This is a genomic window from Saccharopolyspora halophila (assembly GCF_039531955.1).
In the GTDB taxonomy this organism is placed as follows: domain Bacteria; phylum Actinomycetota; class Actinomycetes; order Mycobacteriales; family Pseudonocardiaceae; genus Saccharopolyspora; species Saccharopolyspora halophila.
The window spans coordinates 107,676-128,076 of the sequence record NZ_BAAARA010000023.1 but is presented as its reverse complement, the minus strand read 5'-3'; the positions used below and the strand labels follow the sequence as shown (position 1 = coordinate 128,076).

At 69.2% G+C, this 20,401-nt stretch carries 18 protein-coding genes; 9 read left to right on the top strand and 9 right to left on the bottom strand.

All coding sequences use genetic code 11. The annotated features are described in order from the left end of the window. Window positions 1-48 precede the first annotated feature (48 nt). The gene (locus ABD289_RS23595; protein WP_344137213.1) at window positions 49-354 is read right to left on the bottom strand and encodes a hypothetical protein; all 306 of its coding nucleotides are present in this window, start codon (window positions 352-354) and stop codon (window positions 49-51) included. A gap of 211 nt (window positions 355-565) precedes the next feature. On the opposite strand from ABD289_RS23595, the gene ABD289_RS23590 reads away from it, so the two are divergent. From ABD289_RS23590 to ABD289_RS23580, 3 genes are all read left to right on the top strand, one after another. Then, window positions 566-1,804, top strand: coding sequence for an NAD(P)/FAD-dependent oxidoreductase (locus tag ABD289_RS23590; RefSeq protein WP_344137210.1), 1,239 nt, complete (start codon window positions 566-568; stop codon window positions 1,802-1,804). Window positions 1,805-2,028: 224 nt separating this feature from the next. Next, on the top strand, window positions 2,029-2,916 hold the full coding sequence (locus ABD289_RS23585) for an SAM-dependent methyltransferase (RefSeq protein ID WP_344137207.1): 888 nt from the start codon (window positions 2,029-2,031) through the stop codon (window positions 2,914-2,916). 257 nt (window positions 2,917-3,173) lie between these two features. Next, window positions 3,174-3,446, top strand: coding sequence for a GlsB/YeaQ/YmgE family stress response membrane protein (locus tag ABD289_RS23580; RefSeq protein WP_344137204.1), 273 nt, complete (start codon window positions 3,174-3,176; stop codon window positions 3,444-3,446). On the opposite strand, the gene ABD289_RS23575 is transcribed toward ABD289_RS23580, so the two are convergent. The 5 genes from ABD289_RS23575 to ABD289_RS23555 form a co-directional block, all read right to left on the bottom strand. Continuing rightward, window positions 3,441-4,238, bottom strand: coding sequence for an SAM-dependent methyltransferase (locus ABD289_RS23575; RefSeq protein WP_344137201.1), 798 nt, complete (start codon window positions 4,236-4,238; stop codon window positions 3,441-3,443). The genes ABD289_RS23580 and ABD289_RS23575 overlap by 6 nt on opposite strands. A gap of 77 nt (window positions 4,239-4,315) precedes the next feature. Continuing rightward, window positions 4,316-5,575, bottom strand: coding sequence for a multidrug effflux MFS transporter (locus ABD289_RS23570; RefSeq protein WP_344137198.1), 1,260 nt, complete (start codon window positions 5,573-5,575; stop codon window positions 4,316-4,318). Window positions 5,576-5,914: 339 nt separating this feature from the next. Next, window positions 5,915-6,196 (bottom strand): metal-sensitive transcriptional regulator, encoded by a 282-nt coding sequence (locus ABD289_RS23565; RefSeq protein ID WP_344137195.1) that lies wholly within the window; start codon window positions 6,194-6,196, stop codon window positions 5,915-5,917. A gap of 71 nt (window positions 6,197-6,267) precedes the next feature. Further along, window positions 6,268-6,504, bottom strand: a complete 237-nt coding sequence (locus ABD289_RS23560; protein WP_344137192.1) for a hypothetical protein — start codon at window positions 6,502-6,504, stop codon at window positions 6,268-6,270. A 428-nt stretch (window positions 6,505-6,932) separates the two neighbouring features. Continuing rightward, window positions 6,933-7,727 carry an NAD-dependent epimerase/dehydratase family protein gene (locus tag ABD289_RS23555; protein ID WP_344137184.1) on the bottom strand — a complete coding sequence of 265 codons (795 nt, stop codon included), beginning with the start codon at window positions 7,725-7,727 and terminating at the stop codon, window positions 6,933-6,935. 310 nt (window positions 7,728-8,037) lie between these two features. On the opposite strand from ABD289_RS23555, the gene ABD289_RS23550 reads away from it, so the two are divergent. The 6 genes from ABD289_RS23550 to ABD289_RS23525 all read left to right on the top strand — a co-directional run bounded on the left by ABD289_RS23550 (window position 8,038) and on the right by ABD289_RS23525 (window position 15,081). Further along, window positions 8,038-9,531, top strand: coding sequence for a sodium:solute symporter family protein (locus ABD289_RS23550; RefSeq protein WP_344137384.1), 1,494 nt, complete (start codon window positions 8,038-8,040; stop codon window positions 9,529-9,531). Further along, window positions 9,528-10,661, top strand: a complete 1,134-nt coding sequence (locus ABD289_RS23545; RefSeq protein ID WP_344137181.1) for a hypothetical protein — start codon at window positions 9,528-9,530, stop codon at window positions 10,659-10,661. Before ABD289_RS23550 ends, ABD289_RS23545 begins: the two co-directional genes overlap by 4 nt. A 504-nt stretch (window positions 10,662-11,165) precedes the next feature. Further along, window positions 11,166-13,661: a sensor histidine kinase gene (locus ABD289_RS23540; protein ID WP_344137178.1), complete on the top strand. Its 2,496-nt coding sequence runs from the start codon at window positions 11,166-11,168 to the stop codon at window positions 13,659-13,661. A gap of 37 nt (window positions 13,662-13,698) precedes the next feature. Further along, a complete protein-coding gene (locus ABD289_RS23535) occupies window positions 13,699-14,115 on the top strand; it encodes a roadblock/LC7 domain-containing protein (protein WP_344137175.1) in 417 nt (138 codons plus the stop codon). Between the two features lie 2 nt (window positions 14,116-14,117). After that, entirely contained in the window at window positions 14,118-14,477 is a 360-nt protein-coding gene (locus tag ABD289_RS23530) for a DUF742 domain-containing protein (RefSeq protein ID WP_344137172.1), read from the top strand. After that, on the top strand, window positions 14,458-15,081 hold the full coding sequence (locus tag ABD289_RS23525) for a GTP-binding protein (RefSeq protein WP_425564768.1): 624 nt from the start codon (window positions 14,458-14,460) through the stop codon (window positions 15,079-15,081). The genes ABD289_RS23530 and ABD289_RS23525 overlap by 20 nt, the downstream gene beginning before the upstream one ends. Before the next feature lie 37 nt (window positions 15,082-15,118). Here the strand turns inward: ABD289_RS23525 and ABD289_RS23520 are convergent, their stop codons facing one another. From ABD289_RS23520 to ABD289_RS23510, 3 genes are all read right to left on the bottom strand, one after another. Further along, window positions 15,119-16,495 (bottom strand): tryptophanase, encoded by a 1,377-nt coding sequence (locus tag ABD289_RS23520; RefSeq protein WP_344137169.1) that lies wholly within the window; start codon window positions 16,493-16,495, stop codon window positions 15,119-15,121. Between the two features lie 48 nt (window positions 16,496-16,543). After that, window positions 16,544-17,614 carry a tryptophan dimethylallyltransferase family protein gene (locus ABD289_RS23515; RefSeq protein ID WP_344137166.1) on the bottom strand — a complete coding sequence of 357 codons (1,071 nt, stop codon included), beginning with the start codon at window positions 17,612-17,614 and terminating at the stop codon, window positions 16,544-16,546. Window positions 17,615-19,066: 1,452 nt separating this feature from the next. Next, entirely contained in the window at window positions 19,067-20,389 is a 1,323-nt protein-coding gene (locus ABD289_RS23510; protein ID WP_344137163.1) for an MFS transporter, read from the bottom strand. Between the last annotated feature and the right edge of the window lie 12 nt (window positions 20,390-20,401).

Below are 20,401 nucleotides of genomic sequence, written 5' to 3'. Positions count from 1 at the left end.
GGTGCGCGCGAACGACACCGCCGGCCGCTGCATCGCGGCCGGCGGTGCTCAGCTGGTGTTGCGTTCCCCCAGCCGGGAGCCGGGTGCGGCCAGCCCGCTGCGCGCGGCGACCAGCGCGGTCCGGGCGTAGCCGCGCTCGCCCTGCGCGAGGTGCTGTGCCGCACTGCGCACGGCGCTGGCCGCGGCGGTGGAGATCGCGATCTGGGGGTCCTCGTCGAGCAGTCCGACGGCTCGGCTGAGCTCCTGCCTGGCTCGGTCCGCGGGGTCGTGCGGTCTGGTCAGCAAGTCGATGAAGGCTGTGTCCACCGCGTCGTGCAGGGACGCCTCGGTCGAGCTATGCGGTTGTGCAGTCACGCGCCGGAGTCTATGCGCTATTCCGTGGCATTTTCGCGGCCAGAGATCACCCACATAGGTGGATCTCGCTCATTTATGCAACCTCTTCGTCGATTGGTTCCTCTGTTCGGGGCTCCTCCGAACGATATCGGGAGTATGCACAATCGGTTGAAATCTAGGAGCGCTCTCGCTCTCGTTTGGTGTTCACTCTTCGATGGTAGATCCTGCGGGTATGTTCGAGCAGCCGCGCAGCGCGATCGTCGTCGGCGCCGGGATGCCCGGCCTGGCCACCGCCTTCTTCCTGCAACGCCACGGGGTCGAGGTCACCGTGGTCGACCGCCGGGGCGTAGCGGCGGGTTCCTCCTGGGGAAACGCGGGCTGGCTGACGCCGTGCTTCGCCGTGCCGCTGCCGGAACCGTCGATGCTGCGCACCGGGTTGAGCAAGCTCTTCTCCCCGGAATCGCCGTTGTCGGTCTCCCCGGCGCTGGACCCGCAGCTCGCTCGCTTCCTCGTTCAGCTGGCGAGCAACTGCACGCGGCGGCGCTGGCGCGTGTCGCTGGCCGCGCTGGCCGCGCTCAACCGCGAAGCCCTGGCGGCCTACGACGACATCGCTCTCGATGAGCCGACCCGCGCGACCGACCGCTTCCTGATCGTCTTCGACGACGCCGCGCAGCGGGCGCACATCGTCGAGGAGCTGGCCGAGGTCCGCGCCGCTGGCCAGGAGGTCGACTACGAACTGCTCACCGGCGCGCAAACCCGCGCGCTGGACCCGGCGCTGACCGAAGAGGCCGGCGCTGGGCTGCGATTGGCCGGGCAGCGCTACCTCGATCCCGGCGCCTACCTCGCCGCGCTGGCGGGCCGGGTGCGCGCGCAAGGCGGGACCGTCCTGGAGGGCACCGAGGTCACCGACCTGGCCGATCTCGGAAACGCGGTGGCCGTGCGCACCGCCGGTGGTGCCGAATTGCGCGCGGACACCGCGGTTCTGGCCGCGGGGGCGTGGTTGAACCCGCTGGCCCGACGGTTCGGCGTGCGGATGCCGGTGCAGGCGGGTCGCGGCTACAGCTGCAGCGTCTCCGGTGCGACGCTGCCGGGCGGGCCGACCTACTTCCCGGCTCGCAAGGCGGTTTGCACGCCGCGGGGGGATCGGTTGCGCATCTCCGGGATGATGGAGTTCACCGGTCCGGACAGGCCGTTCGACCGCAGGCGGATGGACGCCGTGCTGGGGTCGGTGCGCCCGATGCTGCGCGGGGTGGACTTCGACGACCGCGAGGACGAGTGGGTGGGCGCGCGTCCCTGCACCACCGACGGGTTGCCGCTGATCGGCCCGACCACCTCGCCCCGGGTGCACGTCTGCGGTGGGCACAACATGTGGGGTATCGCCCTCGGCCCGGTCAGCGGTCGACTGCTCGCCGACTCGATCGTCACGGGTCGTAATCGACCGGAGCTCGCGCCGCTGCATCCGCTGCGCTAGCGCGCAGATCGCCCCGGAAGCCGGGATTGCCTGGCAGATCCGCATTGTCTCGCTTCCGCGCCGGGTTTTGTGGCGAACCGCACCATTAGTTGGGTTATGCAACTAGCCTGGCTACTGTCACGGACAGTGCTGAGGGTGCCTCAGCCCGTCTTGATCGGAAGTGCGCAACCGACGACCGCGGCGCGCAGCCAGCGGTTTCGGCAGGGCTCGAAAGGGGCGCAAGCGTGACAACTGACCAGCAATGGGACATCGTGACCAGCGTGGGCATCACCGCGCTGGCGGTGGCCGCGGCTCGGGCGCTCGAGGCGCACCGCGAAGACCGACTGGTGCACGACCCGTACGCGGCCGCCTTCGTCGAGGCGGCCAGGCCCGAGGCTCCGATGCCGACCACCCCGCAGGAGGTGGACGAACTCGCCGAGCAGTACTCCTCGATCTGGAACCAGCTCGAGATGGACCAGTACATGGGCGTGCGCTCGCGCTACTTCGACGACTTCTTCGCCGCCGCGAGCGAGGCGGGCATCGAGCAGGTCGTCATCCTCGCCTCCGGCCTGGACACCCGGGCGTACCGGCTGGCCTGGCCCGCGGGTGCGGTCGTGTACGAGATCGACCAGCCGAAGGTGCTGGAGTTCAAGCAGACCGTGCTCGAAGAGCAGGGTGCGACGGCCTCCTGCGAACCTCGCGCGATCCCGATCGACCTGCGGGAGGACTGGCAAAGCGCGCTGCTCGAGGCGGGATTCGACTCATCCGCGCCCACCGCGTGGCTGGCCGAAGGGCTGCTGCCGTACCTGTCCGCGGCGGCCCAGCAGCGGTTGCTGGAGACCGTCGAACGGTTGTCCGCGACCGGGAGCCGCCTGGCGGTGGAGGACTTCAGCGATCTCAGCAAGATGCTCCAGGACGAGGAGATGGTCGAGCTGGGCAAGCAGTGGGGCATCGACATGCGCGACCTGCTGCACGCCGACGACCGGCGCAGCGCCGCCGAGGTCGTCGGTGGTTTCGGCTGGACCACCGAGGTTCGCGAGGCCGAGGAGGTCGCCGAGGGCTACGGTCGGTCGCTCGATTCCTTCCCGATGAAGGGCGTCGGTCGTTTCCTGGCGGCCGAGAAGGGCATTTGAGCGGTTCCGCCGGGGCGTGGCGGTGTCCTTGCGATTCCACCGCCGCGCGCGGTTTTTCAGCGGACCTGGGCCGGACTGCGGGCAGCTGTTCGCGGTCCCGCTCGAAAGCCGACGAATCCGAGCGTCATCTGCCGGATGCGGATGCCGCTCGGACCGAGACCGGTGTCGCGGCGGGGTGAAGACGATCACCGCGAACGGATCGGGCAGGCGGGCGTAGGCTGGCTACGACGTAGTCGTGTGGAAAGCGGGGAATTGCCGTGTTCTGGACCATTGTTGGCTGGGTCGTGTTCGGCCTGATCGCTGGTTTCATCGCTCGCGCCGTGGTGCCGGGCAAGGACGACATCGGGCTGATCATGACGATCGTGCTCGGCATCGCCGGCTCCGTCGTCGGCGGTTGGGTGCTCGGGTTCTTCACCGTGGGATTCAACGGTTTTCAGCCTGCGGGCTGGATCGGTTCGATCATCGGCGCGGTGATCGTGCTGGTGGTCTACAACAAGGTCACCGGTCGCAAGCGGCGCCTCCGCTCATAGCTTGCGACCGACCCCGACCAGGGCGGTGAAGCGCTCCGGGTTGTCGTCGATCTCCGACGGCGACACCGGGCGCCACTGCGGCATGTAGACCAGGCCCGGCTCGACCAGCTCGAACCCCTCGAAGAACTCGTTGATCCGGGCCCGCGAGCGCATCGTCATCGGGGTCGAGGTCCGCTTCCGGTAGAGGTCGGCGTGCTCGTCGGCGAGGTCCGGCCGTCCTTCGTCGGTCGCGTGCGAGATCGCCAGGTAGCTGCCCGGAGCGAGCGCGTCGCGATAGCGGGTGATGACCTCGCGGGGGTTGGCTTCGTCGTCGACGAAGTGCAGCAACGCCACCATCATCAAGGCCACCGGCTCGTCGAGGTCGAGCTGCTCGGCGACCTCGGGGGAGTTCAACACCGCCTCCGGATCGCGCACGTCCGCGCGGACGATGCTGGCCTGGTCGTTGCCCTCGAGGAGCGTCCTGCTGTAGGCCACGGCGACCGGATCGGTGTCGACGTAGACCACGCGGCTGTCCGGAGCGGCCAGCTGGGCGACCTCGTGCACGTTGCCCACTGTCGGAATCCCGGAGCCCAGGTCGAGGAACTGCCGGATGCCCTGATCGACGCAGTAGTGCACGGCACGGCGCAAGAAGGCGCGATTGGCCTGCATGATCAGCGGGAGCTCCGGCCACATCCGGATCGCGTCATCGCCCATCGCCCGGTCCACGGCGAAGTTGTGGTCCCCGCCGAGGTAGTAGTCGTAGACCCGCGCCGCGTTCGGCTTGTTCAGGTCGATCTCCTCCGGCTCGGACATCGCGCGCCCCTTTCACGGCTGGACGGCGTGCCGCCGCCCAGCCGTGATGCTAATCCCCGAACCACCCCGGTTCGAGGTCAGGTCGCGGCAACGGTCCGGTTATCGAGCCGCAACACCGCACCGAGCGCCACGAGAGCGATGGCGGCTCCGGCGGTCATGATGATCGCCATGGCCGGCCCGTCGTTGCCCAGCACGCCGACCAGCGGAGCGATCAGCGCACCGAGCCCGAACTGGCATGCGCCCAGCAGTGCCGAAGCGGTGCCTGCGGTCTCGCCGTGGCGGTTGAGCGCCAGCGCCGGAGCGTTGGGCATCACGAAGCCCATCGCACCCAGCACCGCCCACAGCGGCAGGATGAAGCCGAGCAGGCCACCGGTGTCGGTGACGGTCAGCGCGGTGAGCACGACCGCCGCCGCGGTCGCGGCGATCAGCGCGGTGGCCACGATCTGCAGTGAGCTGAAGCGCTTGAGCAGCACGACGTTGATCTGCGAGGCACCGATCAGCGAGACCGCCCCGGCGCCGAACACCAGCGCGAAGGTCTGCTGTCCCAGCCCGAACTGCTGCTGCAGCACGAACGACGAACCGGAGACGTAGGAGAACAGCGCTGACATGGCCAGCGCCGCGACCACCAGCAGCAGCACGAACTGGCCGTCCGCGAGCAGCTTGCCGTAGGTGCGAAGAACGGGCCGGAACCGCGCCTGCTGGCGTCGTGCGGGCGGCAGCGACTCGGGCAGCGCCAGCACCGCGAGGATCAGCAGCAGCACGCCGAGCACCGCCAGCACGCCGAACACACCGCGCCAGTTCGACGACAGCAGCACCGCACCGCCCAGCGTCGGGGCCAGGATCGGTGCGATGCCCATGACCAGGAACAGGCGGGACAGGGCGGTCGCCGCCGCCCGGCCGGTGAACAGGTCTCCGACCACGGCCAGGGCCACCACCATGGCCGCCGCGCAACCCACGCCCTGCACGACGCGCAGCGTGCCCAGCAGCGCGATGTTCGGCGCGACCAGGCACGCCAGCGAAGCGACCACGTGCAGCGCTGTGCCCAGGATCAAGGGCAGCCGACGGCCGACGACGTCGGAGAACGGCCCGATGAACAGCTGGCCCAGCCCCAGGCCGATCAGGGTTCCGGTCAGCGTCAGCTGCACGGTCGAGTCCGGCGCGCCGAGGTCGGCTCCGATGGACGGCAGCGCGGGCAGGTACATGTCGATGGTCAGTGGGCCCAGGGCGATCAGTGCGCCGAGCACGACGATGATGCGCAGTCGCCGCAACCCGGTCGGCTGCTGGCTCGCCGGTGTTCCGGTGTCCGCGGACGCGGTCCGCACCGCAACGTCTTCCATTGTTTCCTTTCGGAACGAGTCCATGCACGATTTCTGGAGATCTCGGACGCATGCTCCAGCGATGAGGTGGATGGATTTGTTCCGGGTTTTCAGGAGAACGATGGGTGACGCGCATTACAGGCGGCGTGACCTGCGGTGATTTTCCGGGCCGGCAATCCGGTGACGAGAGGTCGTGCGCTCGTCGGAAGACAATGGGCTGAGCGCGCGGTGAATTCTGGGTTCAATTTCGCTCGCGACCGCGCTTTTCCGGGACGGATTTCGGCGTCGTGCGCGCGGTCGCGAGCGCGGGCGTGCCCTCGTCCCCATCGGGCGACTCGCGGGGCGGATCCCGGGGAGAGGTCAGGACTTGACCATGCGGGCGATGGCGTCGCTGGCTTCGCGGATCTTGGCGTCGGCCTCTTCGCCGCCCTCGGTCATCGCCTCGGACACGCAGTGCTTGAGGTGTTCGTCGAGCAGGCCGAGGGCCACCGACTGCAGCGCCTTGGTGGTCGCCGAGACCTGGGTGAGGACGTCGATGCAGTACTCGTCCTCTTCGATCATCCGCGCCAGGCCGCGCACCTGGCCCTCGATGCGGCGCAGTCGCTTGGCGTAGTTGTCCTTGTCGTGGGTGTAGCCGTACATCGAAGACCTCCTCGCGAGCCGGTGGGCTCCGCCCCCATTTATACCCCAGGGGGGTAGGCAGGGCCAGCGGCTCAGAGGAACTCGGAGTGCGGCCTGGGCTTCGCCTCGTCTGATGGCGCGGGATCGCGCTGCTCGGCCCGGCGCAACCACAACCAGCCGCCGAGCTGCACCAGCGTCGCCCCGCCGGTCAGCGCAACCGCGATCACCGCGAACGACGACCAGCCGTACACCACGCCGATGACCACGGCGGCCGCGAAGAACAGGCCGGTGCGCACCAGCAGCACACCGAGCCGACTCTTGTTGATCATCCCAGCACCTCCACCCCGAAGTCTATGCCCACCACCCCGCACCGCAGCCGCCCGACAGCTCAGCCCGAGAAGATGTACCAGCCAGCCGCCCGCGCGACGGCACCGCCTTGAGCCCCGCACCACCCGCAACCCCGCCGCGCACCCAGTGCCCCCGCGTCTGCCCCCGCGTCGGCAACGGGAGTGCGGCGGTGGTGACAGTTTTGCCTAAAACTGTGAGCCTCCGATGCCCGAAATGTCCGGACAGTTTTAGGCAAAACTGTCATCCGCACCGGCGTGATGAGGCGCGTCGCCCGGCGTCCGGCGGATGGTTGGGGTTCGTGGACGCTGGCCGGTTGGTCGAGGTTCGAAAACCAGGGAATTCGGGCCCCCGAATTCCCTGGTTTTCGGGTTGCGCATTGTGGGTTTTCTGGAGGTTCGTTGGATTGGGGTTAGTTGGGTTCGCCCAGTGGTGTTGTGGTGAAGGGGCCGCCGATGTACTCGTGCTTCGTGTTCGGGGTGACCTCGTCGGCGAACTGCTCGGCGTCGTCCTGCGGCTCGTAGCCGAGCGCCCTGGCCTCGTCCAGCGAGACCGTCTTGCGGGTGTTGTCCGAGATTCCCCAGACGACCCGGTATCCGGGTGACGGGCACGACAGGCAGGCCTCGAACAGCCGGGCGCAGTCGTCGGGGGAGAGCCACAGCTCCAGGCCGCGCTCGTCGCGCACCCGCTCGAAGCACGAACCGATGCGGACGCAGATCACATCCATGCCGAAGCGCGAATGGTACAGGCTGCCAAGCGCTTCCATCGCGGCCTTGCTGACGCCGTAGTAGGTGTCCGGCCGCGGCGGTGCGTCCGCCGGAATGCCGTTGTCGCCGGCCTCGGCGACCCGGCGGAAACCGGCCGCGTGATTGCTCGAAGCCAGGATCACCCGGGGGACACCGGCTCGTAGAGCCGCATCCAGCACCGAATGAGTGCCATCGATGTTGACCGAAAGCGTTTCGTTCCAGCCGTTCTCCCGGCTGAAGCCGCCCAGGTGCAGCACCGCGTCGACACCGGAGCAGGCCCGGACCATCGCCTCGGTGTCGGTCACCGAGGCCTCGACGATTTCGACGGATTCCCCGTTCTCGGCGGCCGGGACCTCCTTGACATCGAGCATTCGAAGTGTGCGGTCCGGGCGGCGCAGCCGGGAGCGCATCAGGGTTCCGACGCCGCCTGCCGCGCCAGTGATCAGAATGCGTTGTGGCAACTGATTTCCTTTCGGTGTCAGTGCATTCCACGATGCACGGGACGCATTACACGATGCATGGGAGGTCTTGTTCTGTCTGTTGACACGTGATCGACGCCATACTAACTTGCAACTTGCAACTTTCCGAAACAAATCAACGAATACCGCCGGTCCGCCGCCGCGGCCCGCGGTGCGCTCCACATCTCGATGATGGAGCGAAAACCCAGGCGCCACAAGGAAAACCGCCGGGCGTGTTCGTGGCCGGGTGGGAACGATCCCGCGAAACAGCTCACTTTTCCAATTCGGACAATGGATGTCGAAGGGGTGGCCGGTGCACGCGCTGGACTGGGCAATGGTGGTCGTTTACTTCGGCTTGATGGTGGGCATCGGCTGGTGGTCCCACCGCAGAGTCAAGACCGACAAGGACTTCTTCATCGCAGGTGGCCGAATGCCCTGGTGGCTGGCCGGAATCTCGCACCACATGTCCGGCTACAGCGCGGTGCTGTTCGTGGCCTACGCCGGTGTCGCCTACACCCAGGGGATCACCGTCTACTTCTGGGGATTCGCCTCGATCGGCATCGGCGTGGGCATCGGCGCCTGGTTGTTCGCCACCCGCTGGAACCAGCTGCGCGAGAAGTTCGGCGTGGCGTCGCCGCTGGAATTCCTGGCGCGCCGCTTCAACATTCCCACCCAGCAGGCGCTGGCCTGGAGCGGTGCTTCGCTGAAGGTCTTCGACGTCGCGTCCAAGTGGTTCGCGGTCTCGATCCTGCTGCAGTCGTACGCGGGCGTGCCGATTCTGTGGGGAATCCTCGTCACCGGCACGGTGACGCTGATCTACTGCACCGCGGGCGGTCTGTGGGCCGACGCGCTCACCGACATGGGCCAGTTCATCGTCCAGGCGCTCGCGGGCATCGTGATGATCTGGGTGGTGCTGTCCAACCTCGGTGGCATCTCCGGGCTGTGGACCATGTGGGGCCAGCTGCCGGCCGGGCACACCTCGCCGATCACCAGCGAGTACACCACCGTCTTCCTGCTGGTCTACGTGCTGGTCAAGACGCTGGAGTACAACGGCGGCATGTGGAACCTGGCGCAGCGCTACATGGCCTCGCCGAGTTCGTACGCGGCACGCCGCGGCGCGCTGCTTTCGGCGGCGTTGTACCTGATCTGGCCGCTGGTGCTGATGTTCCCGATGTTCGCCGCTCCGCTGTTCATCCCGCACCTGGAAGACCCGACAACGGCGTACGCCGTGATGAGCGCGCAGCTGCTGCCCGCCGGAATGATCGGCCTGGTGCTGGCCGGCATGTTCTCGCACACCATGGCGATGGTGGCCTCGGACGCGAACGCCATCTCGGCGGTCATCACCCGTGACATGCTGCCGGTCATGTGGCGCAAGGCACGCGATTTCGGGGAGCGCCAGCGCCTGCGGGCGGGGCGGATCACGACCTTCTCGTTCATCGCGCTGACCATGATCGTGGCCACTCAGGCGGAGAACCTCGGTGGCGTGCTGTCGATCGTGGTCTCCTGGGTCGCCGCCCTGATGGGGCCGATCTCGGTACCGCTGCTGCTGGGCATGCTGCCGTGGTTCCGCCGCTCCGGCCCGCGTGCGGCGCTGATCTCCTGGGCCGGTGGTCTGGTGACCTACGCGCTGCTCTACTACGGCATGGACGCCTCCGAGACGGCGACCGTGGCCTCGCCGATCCTGGTGTCCCTGACGCTGTTCATCGGGTTGGGCGCGGTGGCCTCCGAGCGCACCGCCGAGGTCGACGGGATGCTCGACGAGCTCGACCGCGCTTCCAAGCAGCGCAGCCCGGCGGTGACCCGATGAGAGCGCACGTCACCGGATACGGCTATCCCTGGGACGTCGACGCGGGTTTCGTCGACCGGGCCGCGGCGGCGGGCGTGGACGAGGTCGCCATCGCGGTCTCGTACCACAGCGCCCGCGCCGCGACGCCGCACTCGGCCGAGCGGAGCTCGGTGGTGGCCGCGCATTCGGCGCTGTACCGGCCGGTCGGGACGGGCTGGGGGCGGCTGCGTCCGGCGGCCCCGGACTGGGTCGCCGGGCAGGACAGCGCTGGAGACGCCGTCGGCGCGCTGCAGCGCGCGGGCGTGCCCGCTGCGGCTTGGGTGGTGCTGACGCACAACTCCCTGCTCGGGGCCCGGTTCCCGGACGTCGCGGTCCGCAACTGCTTCGACGAGCGCTATCCGTGGGCGCTGTGCCCGGCGCGCGAGGAGGTGCGCGAGTACGCGGCCCGGTTGACCGCGGCGAGCCTGGACGGCCTCGAGGTGCGCTCGGTCGTGCTGGAGGCGTGCGGTCAGCTCGGGGCGATCCACCAGCACCACCACGAGAAGACCGACGCGGTCTGGTCTCCGGCGGCTGCCAGGCTGCTGTCGGTCTGCTGCTGCGCCGCTTGCGCGCGCGGTTGGGCGGCGCGCGGGGCTGATCCCGACGAGACCAGGGCGCTGTTGCGCGCCGAGGTGCGCAGGCTCATCGGCACCGGCGACCTCGCGGCCACCGAGGACGAGCTGGCACCCGAGCTGCGCCGGATCCTGCTCGAGACCCGGCAGGACGGGGTCGACCGGCTCCGGAGCGAGGTTCTCGCCGCGGCGAGCGGTGCCGAGCGGATCGTGCTGCACGGCAGCACCGACCCCTGGACCACGGGCGCTCTTCCGGGCCTCACACCGCGTGCCGCCGGCGAGGTCGATGCGGTGGTCCTGCCGTGCTGGCAATCGAGCGGTCTCGGCGAGGTGGCCGAGGCGTCCACGAGCTTCCCGGAGAATACGGGCGTGGGCGCCTACGTCACCGCGGTCGGGCCGCAGCTCGGTGACGTGGCCGATTACGTCGGGCGGCTGAAATCCGCGGGCGCGACCGAACTGCACCTCTACCACCTGGGGCTTGCGGGACCCGCGCGCCTGCCCGCGTTGCGGGCCGCTTCGGACGCGGCTCACCGGCCATGACGGACCTCGCCTCTACGAAGCCGGCCGATCTGCCGCGGTAGCCCGACGGGTCCGGCCGGCTCTCGAAGTAGTCCGTTCGGCTCAGTGCCGACCGGGAAAATTCACGGTAGAGCGATGCCGTCCGGGATCACCCAGCGTGTTCCCGGACGGCATCGTCGTGCGTGCGCCGCGCGTGTTTCCGCGTAGCACGAAAGCAGTTATCTCGGCGGAAGATTGGGAAAGCGCACGGGTGCGGGTGCGGGGGAGCGTCGAGTCCGGCCTGGCGCCGGGGAGTGAAGATCATCCGATAGAGTGCCTTCCGTATCTCGGGGTGCGCGTGCCGGTTTCCGGGGTGCGCCCGGGGCGGTCGGCACTGCGGTTCGGAGCTGTCGCGAGCACCTTCGGGCCCGAGGACGATTCGGCGGTCCGGGCAGCGGGTCCGGGCCGCCGGGAGCGCCAGGCTCGTCCGCGTGCGGTTCCGACCGGATGGCCCGGGCGACGACCATCGATGGGAAGAAACCGGAAGTGACGAACCAAGACGACTCCTCAGACCCCCATGGCCGGAGGAGCGGGCGCGGCGAGCGGCCCGCCAACACCTCGATTCGGTCCCGGCTCACCTGGGCGGTGTTCGTCCCGTGGGTGGTCGTGGCCGTGCTGTGGGCCGTCGGCTGCTCGCTGTTCGCCTTCGACGCCCTGTCCGCGCAGCGCGTGGCCTCGGGTGTGCAGTCGATGTCGCTGCCCGCGGTCAACGCGCTCGGCCAGGTCCAGCGCGAACGGCTGCGCAGCCTCGAGGTGATCAGCGAGCCCGGCCTGGGAACCGATGAGCTCGAGGCGCAGCAGCGCGCCACCGATAGCGCGCTCGAGGAGCTGGCCAGCAAGTCCAGGCCGGTGATGGAGAACGCACCGGACGATCTCCAAGCCCCGATGAACGAGCTCAACGGCTACTTCAAGCGATTGCCCGACCTGCGCGAGCGGATCGCCTCCGGCCAAGCCACGGTCAACGAGCTCAACTCGTTCTACAACGACCTGTTCGACACGGCGACCAGGGTCTTCGACGTTCAGGCGCGGATCACTCCGGACTCCGAGGCGACGCAGGGCGCTCGGGCGGCGGTCGCGCTGTTCCAGGCGCAGGACATGCTGGCCCGGGAAGCCTCGATGGTCGGTACCGCGCTGAGCACGGGCTCGCTCACCGATGCCGAGCACCGCGAACTGGTCGGCTACATCGCCGGTCGCGAGACGCTCGTCCAGTCCAACACGCGGTCGATGTTGCCCGGTGTGCGGCAGCGGTACGACCGGCTCACCTCGACCGCGGACTGGAAGCGGTTGCAGAGCATCGAGGACGAGGTCGTCGGGCACGGCGCCTTCTCCGGCGGGAACACCCCGGAGGTGCAGGTCGCGGACTGGCGGCGGATCACCAACGAGGCCAGCGCCGAGATGGCCGGCATGGTGCGCGGGCAGGCGGGCCGGGTCGCCAGCGATGCGCTCTCGCGCGCCAACCAGACGCTGTGGACGGTCGTGATCGGTGGCGTGCTCGCCCTGGTCATCGCGATCGGCTCGTTCGTCTTCGCCCGCCGGGTCTACAAGTCGGTCGTCGACGACGCGCTGCTGACCAGGCTGCAGGGCTTGCGCACCGAGTCGCTGACGATGGCCGAGAAGCTGCCGGAGGTGGTGCGACGCCTGCGCGTCGGCGAGAGCGTCGACGTCGAGGCCGAGGTGATCGACATGCGCCACTACGGCTCCGACGAGGTCGGCGAGGTGGCCCACGCCATCCAGCTGTTCCAGCAGGAGGCCATGCAGGCTGCCGCCGGTGAGACCCGCGCGAGGCAGGGAGCCCGGGTGGTCTTCGTCGGCATGGCGCACCGCATTCAGCGGCTGCTGCGCGGCATGCACACCACGATCGACCACCTGGAGCGCGACGAGGAGAGCTCGCAGCAGCTGTCCCGGCTGTTCGACCTCGACAACTCCACCACCCGCGCCCGCCGCACGGTGGAGAACCTGCTGGTCCTCGGTGACCAGCAGCCGGGGCGCCGATGGAGCAAGCCGGTGCCGCTGATGGACGTGCTGCGCTCCTCGGTGTCCGAGATCGACCAGTACTCCCGCGTGGTCATCGGCCACGTCCCGGACGTGACGGTGCACGGCGCCGCGGTCGGCGACACCATCCACCTCATTTCCGAGCTCATCGACAACGCCACCGCGTTCTCGCCGCCGAGCACGCAGGTGCACGTCGGCGCCACCGAGGTGGCGCGCGGGATCGCCATCGAGATCTCCGACCAGGGCCTGGGCATGGCCCCGGAGATCCGCGAGCGGGCGAACGAGATGATGAGCAGTCCGCCGGAGTTCGACCGCCTGGTGCTGGAGAGCAACAAGGCCGAGCAGCTCGGCCTGTTCACCGCCGCCCGGTTGGCAGGCCGCCGAGACATCGGCGTCGAGTTCGGCGTCTCGCCGTACGGCGGGACGCGAGCCACCGTGCTGCTGCCGGACGGGATCCTTGAGCAGGGCGTCGGGGAGAGCTCCGAGAACACCGGGACGTTGCGGATTCCCGCTCCCGGAGAGCAGGAGCGGACCGATCCCGCGGTCCCGCGTCCGCGCGAGTTCGCCTCCGGTGGTGACGTGCCGCGTTCGGCCGCGTCCCGTTCCGGGGAGACGCCCGTGGAGTGGCCGGCCGCCGAGCCGGCCGGACCCTCCGCTGCCGCGGCCTCGGAGCAGGCTCCGGAGACGCCGGTGATGAACCGGCGGGCCGGGTCGAAGCAGAGCGAGGCTCAGCAGAGCGCGTCCCAGCAGGGGAAGACCCAGCAGGGGCAGACTCAGCAGGACGAACCGGAGCGGGTGGGGAAGTCCGCCGGTAAGGGCGGGCGGCCTGCGCTGCCCAAACGGGTTCCCCAGTCCCACTTGGTCGACGGCCTCAAGGACGACCCCGACCAGGAGGAGGAGCAGGTGGTTGCTGCCCCGAGCAAGTTGGCCGGCTTCCGCCGGGCATTCCGCGGTGGTTCCGACGATGACGGAACCGACGGCAGCTCGTGAGCAGACCAGTCAACAAGCAAGTGTGTGTGAGGTGGGCATGACCGAAACGGCGTCGAAACTGAGTTGGTTGCTGGATGACTTCGTGCAGGGGGTGCACGGGGCGGACCACGCGGTGGTGCTGTCCAACGACGGATTGGTCATCGCTCGTTCCCAGGGACTGGACCGGGACCACGCGGACAAGCTGGCCGCTGCCGCGTCGAGCATGCGCAGCATCGGCAAGGGCGTGAGCAAGGACTTCGGCCGCGGGCAGGTCGCGCAGACCCACGTGGAGATGGAGCACGGGTTCCTGTTCGTCTCGGCCGCAGGTAGCGGCGCGTGCCTGGCCGTGCTGTCCTCGGCGGACACCGACATCGAGTTGGTCGCCTACGAGATGGGCAGGCTGATCACGCGGGTCGGGTCGTTCCTGTCGGCCGCGCCCCGAGAGCTGCACGGGATGGCGGCGGAGAGGACCTGACAGTGGACGAGGCGTGGTATGACGACGAAGCGGGACCGATCGTCCGGCCGTACACGATCACGCGCGGACGTACTCCAGGGCAGCACAAGCGCATCGACACCGCCGCGCAGGTGCTGACCGCGGAACCGAGGCCGGAGTCCCCGAGACTGGAGATGACGCCGGAGCACCGCAGGATCCTGGATGCCTGCCGTCGCCCGGTCTCGCCGGCCGAGTTGGCCGTTCTGTTGAGTCAGCCGATGGGCGTGGTGCGGGTTCTCATCAGTGACCTGCTCGACCACGGCGCCGTCATCGTGCGCTCGCCTCGTGCAGAAGTCAGCCGAGAAATCTTGGAGCAGGTATATCGTGGGCTTTCCAGACTCTGAAGTCGCCGAGCGGGCGCAGGCCGGCTCGACCGACGGTGGCGCGGAAAACGCCGCGCCGATCCCCGTGAAGCTGATCGTCGCGGGCGGTTTCGGCGTCGGCAAGACGACGCTGGTCGGTGCGGTCAGCGAGATCAATCCGCTGACCACCGAAGAGGAGATGACTGTCGCCAGCGAGGGCGTCGACGACGTCTCCGGCGTCGAGCGCAAGGAGACCACCACGGTCGCGCTGGACTTCGGTCGCATCACCATCTCGGACGAGATCGTGATGTACATGTTCGGGGCGCCGGGCCAGAACCGGTTCTGGCCGCTGTGGAACGACCTGGCGCTCGGTGCGGTCGGTGCCGTGGTGCTGGTCGACACCCGCAAGCTGCAGGAGGCGTTCGCTTCGGTGGACTTCTTCGAGCGGCGCGGGATCCCGTTCGTGGTGGCGGTCAACATCTTCGACGACGCCTATGACTACGAGGCCGAGGAAGTGCGGGAGGCGCTGGTGATCCCGCCGGAGGTTCCGGTGGTCATCTGCGACGCCCGCGAGCGCGGCCCGTGCAAGGACGCGCTGGTCACGCTGGTCAAGCACGCGATCGACCGCACGCCGGCGGAGGTGTGAGCGACGGGCGGGGCGCGGACTGCCCCGCCCGTCGGCGTCATCCCTCGATCGGCTCGGCCCGGCAGCGGAAGTGACGCAGCACCTTCGGCGCGTGCGTGATCCGGTAACCCGGCACGGCCCCGGGGTCCTTGGCGATGTCGGCGAGGACCTCGCCGACGTACTCCAGGTGGCTGTGGTCGTAGACCCGCCGCGGTAGCGCGAGCCGGATCAGCTCGAACGGCGCTGGGCTCACCAGCTCGTTGTTCTCGTCGAGCGAGCCCAGGTACAGCGAGCCCAGCTCCGCCGCGCGGATCCCGCCTTCGCGGTAGAGGGCGCTGGCCAGCGCGTGACCCGGGAACTGCGACGGGCTCAGGTGCGGCAGCAGCCGCCCCGCGTTGAGGTAGATCGCGTGCAGCCCGGACGGCTGCACCGTGTCCACTCCCGCCTGGTTCGCTCGTGCGGCGAGGTAGGCGGCTTCGTTCTCCCGGTCGGCGAGGTAGTTCGGGTCCACGACCTCCCGCAGGCCCACCGCCAGCTGCTCGAGGGTGTGCCCGGTCAGGCCGCCGTATGTGCGGAAGCCCTCGGTGGCGATGATGTCGACCTCGCAGCGGTCGGCCACCCGGCCGTCGCGCACCGCGATGAAGGCGCCCTCGGGGGAGAGCCCGTCCTTCTTCAGGCTGGCCACCGCACCGTCGGCGAACTCGAAGGCACGGCGCGCGACCTCCGACGGTGTCCAGTCCTGGTAGCCCTGCTCGCGCCGGGTGACCAGCCAGGCGTTCTCGGCGAACCGGGCGGCGTCCAGGATCAGCGGAACGCCGTGGGCGCGGGCGACCTCGCTGACGGCTTCGAGGTTGGCCATCGACACCGGCTGGCCGCCGAAGCCGTTGTTGGTGACGGTCACCAGGATCTGCCCGACCCGTTCGCGCTCCGGCCCGGACAGGATCCGCTCGACCTCGGCGACATCGATGTTGCCCTTGAACGGGAAGTCCGAGTCGAGGTCCGCGGCCTCCGGGCACGGCAGGTCACGAGCCTCGGCACCGCGCAGTTCGACGTTGGCGCGCGTGGTGTCGAAGTGCGTGTTGCTCAGGCTGATCGCGCCTTCGCCGAGCAGCGCGCCGAACAGCACGCGCTCGGCCGCGCGGCCCTGGTGCACCGGCAGCACGTGCTCGAAGGGAACGATCTCGCGCACCGCGTCGCGGTACCTGTAGAACGACTCCGCGCCCGCGTAGCGCTCGTCGGCCCGCTGGGCCCACGCCTGCTGATCGATCGAGACGGCTCCGGTGCCGGAGTCGGAGAGCAGGTCGATGCTCACCTTGTCGGCGGGCAGGTTGAACGGGTTGTGCCCGGCCAGGTCCATCTCCCGCATGCGCTCGGCGCGAGTCGTGATCGGTATCGGTCGCACGACCGCGGAAACGAAAGGCCGTAGGTGCGGCATCTGTGGTGACTCCTCGTGTTGATGCGATCCGGGGGTGCCCGGTGGGGTTCAGCGCTGGACCGGGGTTCCGCCGTAGGCCTCCGAGGAGGCGTAGACGGTGGTGCCGGTCTGGTCCGGGCTCAAGCGCAGCGAGATGTGCGCGAGCAGGCCGGCGTTGGCCGACAGCTCGCGCTCGGTGAGGGAGCCGATGACCTCGTCGAGCATCGCTGGATCGATCTCGTACTCGCGCAGGTGCCGTCGCACGCGTTCCCGGGAGACCGAGTCGTCCGGCACGTAGTCGCGCAGCGGGAGGTAGATGCTGTAGTTGCTGGGCTTGTCCCGGTCGGACTCCACCAGCGAGTAGCTCGACACCAGCGGGCGGCCGGAGAAGCGCGCGGTGCCCGGCGCGAGGAGTCGGCAGAAGTCACCCACCTGACCTGGGGAGATGCCGGGAACGGCGCCTGCTGCTCGGATGACGTCGTCAGTGGTGGCGTCGTGCTGCGAGATGTAGAGCTTGACCCGGGACTGCGGGCCGTGGTCGAGGTCGAGGGCGAAGAAGGTCAGCTCGTCCTGCGCGCGCTGCAGGGCGTGCGCGCCGACGGTGTGGAATGCCTCTTCCAGGCCGAGTCGCCGGAACGCCTCGGCGCAGATCTCGTCCGACCGCTCCGGGCCCCGGATCGCCGGGTTGAGGTAGACCTTGAATTTCGGGCGGCCCGCGGCGTCGAAGATGAACGAGAACCACCAGGAGAAGTGCCCCTGCGGCTCGTCCGGGGTGAACAGGTCCTCGATCGCGCGCAGCCGGTCCAGCGGCAGACCGTAGCGCTCGGAGAGCGAGCTGACCAGGTCGCGCGCCGCTCCCAGGTTGGCGGCGGGGGAGGGGTGCTCGGGCAGGGTCTCGGCCAGGATGCGCAGGTGGCGCTCGCCGGTGTCGTTGATCTGGACGGAGAACTCGACCGGGGTCGCGTCGTCGGCGATGTCGGACTGCCACAGCGGAGGTCGCGACAGCGGACGCGAATCGGCGGATCCGAGCACCCTGCCGAGTAATCGAACGGGCTCCGATTCGTCGATGCTGACTACCCGGCAGAGGTTGCGCAACTGGTGTTTTGTCAGATCGCCCAGCGTACCGCCGGTAGCACTCATTGGCACCTGCTCCATGTGTTTTCGAACTCCGGAGGTCGATCACCGAAAAGTTACGGCGCGCCACATTATCTGGCGATGTCGGCGGCTTCCAGAAGCTCCCGCAGTGATCTTCGACGTTGCCGGGTTGATTGCCGAACTCCGCCCGACTGCTGGAAAACGGACAAGATACCGGCTCCGAATTTCGTGATCAACTAATCCTTGATGTGGAATTCACCCGCGGCGCACATTTGGGAATAGATCCATTGTGGACTGTGAAAAACCCGACAATGGAAATACGCCGGTCGGGCGCTGTCGGCTGCTCTTCGGCGTGCTCGTCGGGTCGTCGCTGGCGGGCGGTGTCCGGATGCGGCGCGGAGCAGTGGGGCCCGGGTCCGAGTATGATCTCGACGGCTCCCGCGCAACGCGCGGTGCCCTGGGCTTTCGCTCCGGTATGACCGGTTTCAGCGGTTTCTCCCGGGGGAGCATCGTTGCGGGGGGGACGTGCACGACGTGCCGGGCTCGTGTGGTTCCGTCGGGACGTTCAGGTGCGCCTGGCCGTGAAGGTTGAGAGTGCTGTGACCGGTCCGCAGGTGCGGGTCGGGAGTCGCGGGACCGCGAGTTCGCTCCGGTAGACTTCTGCGGCCGGGCGCTGAGTGAAGTTGGAGAGTCTCGATGGCACGTGACGCGGACCATGAGGGTTCCGCCGGGGTCTCCGCGATCCTGAGTCGGGTCGACCCCTTCGCGTGGGTTCCGGTGACGCTGCTGCTGGTCGCGGCGCTGGCCGGCTTTTTCATCCTGGGCGTGCCGATGCTCGGGCTGATGCTGCTGATCATGGGGCTGGTGATCTTCGGGTTCGACCTGTGGGTCAACAGCCGCAAGGGTGCGGGCGGCCGCGACGTGCGCGCTGCCAAGCCGCCGAGGCGTCGGCGTGATTCGGACGAGGACGAGTTCGACCGTGCCTTCGCTCACCCGGACGAGCCGCGCCGTGCGGAGCCGACCCGGCAGGGTCCACCGCCGGGACGGGGTCGTCCGGACGACTCGAGCCAGGGTCGGCAGGGTCCGCCGCCAGGGCGCGGTGGAGCTCCGCAAGGCCGCCCCGAGTGTCCCGCTCCCGAGCGTCCCGCTCCCGAGCGTCCCGCTCCCGAGCGTCAGGGGCAGGCGCCTCCTCCGCCCCCGGGCGGCGGTCGGCCGGGTCAGCCGGGGCAGCCGGGGCAACGTCCAGCCCCCAATCAGGGACGTCCGGCGCCGCCCCCGGGACGGGGTGGTGCTCCGGGCGGGCCGAACCCCAACGGGGCCCCGCCGCCTCCGCCTCCGGGCGGTGGCCGTCCGCAGCCTCCGGGACGGGGCGGTCCTCCGGGTGGAGGCCGACCGCCGCAGCGTCCCGCGCCGCCTGGCCGGGGGCACTGAGCGAAATGCCCCCCCACCAGCGATCATCGCTGGTGAGCGGGCATTTTTCGGCCTACCTGGCGGGTGTCAGACGCCGGCGCCGACCCGCTCGCGCCGCAGGCCGAGCTCCTCGGTGGGGACCAGGTGGGTTTCCCGCCCGCTGGCGACTGCCAGGACGTTGAGCAGGCACAGGCCCGCGGTGAACAACGCGACGGCGATCCAGCCGTCGGAGCCGGTGCCGATGGCCTCGGCGATGCTGGGGGAGAACCCTGCCAGCGCGAAGCCGATCTGCGTGCCGATGGCCATGCCGGACAGCCGGACCTTCGCCGGGAACATCTCGCCGTAGAAGGCGGGCCAGATCCCGTTGGTCGCGCTGTAGACGACGCCGAACAGCAGGATGCCGGTCGTGAAGATCAACGGCCAGTTGCCCAGTGACAACGACCAGAGGTAGGCGAACATCAGCACTGCGCAGCCCAGCGAGCCGCCGATGAACACCGGTTTGCGGCCGATGCGGTCGGCCAGCCTCGCCCACAGCGGGATCGCCGCGAGCGCGACGATGTTGGCCAGCACGCCGACCCAGAGCACGGGTGCCTTTGCCAGGCCGACGGTGTTGACCGCGTAGCTGAGCGCGTAGACGGTGAAGATGGTGCTCACCGCCGAGATCACCGATGCGACGATGACCCGCAGCACGCCCGCCCAGTGGTCTCGGAAGAGCGGCGCCAGCGGTGTCTTCGCCCGCTTGGCCTCGGTGGCCTCCTGCACGAAGACCGGCGTCTCGTCGAGCGAGCGCCGGATCACCAGGCCGGCGACGACCACGATTCCGCTGAGCCAGAACGGTACCCGCCAGCCCCAGCTCAGCAGCTGCTCCTGCGGCAGGGCGGCCACCGGCAGGAAGACCGCCGTGGCCAGGATCTGGCCGGCCTGGGTGCCGCTGAGCGTGAAGCTCGTGTAGTAGGCGCGCCTGCGTTGCGGGGCGTGCTCCAGAGACATCGAGTTGGCTCCGGCTTGCTCTCCGGCAGCGGAGAACCCCTGCAGCAGGCGGAGGGTGACCAGCAGCGCCGGTGCGGCCAGGCCGATCTGCTGATAGGTGGGCAGGCAGCCGACGAGCACCGTGGACACGCCCATCAGCAGCACGGTGAACACCAGGACCCGCTTGCGGCCGAAGGCGTCGCCGATGTGGCCCAGCGCGAACGCGCCGATCGGCCGCGCCAGGTAGCCGACGCCGAAGGACGCCAGCGAGAGCAGGGTGCCGGTGGCCGGGTCGTAGGCGGGGAAGAAGATCTTGTTGAACACCAGCGCTGCGGCGGTGCCGTAGATGAAGAAGTCGTAGTACTCGAGGGCACTGCCGATCCACGCGGCGATCGCGGCCCTGCGGGGCTTGCCTTGCGTGGCACTCGGGTGGTCCGTCACTGCTCGCTCCAG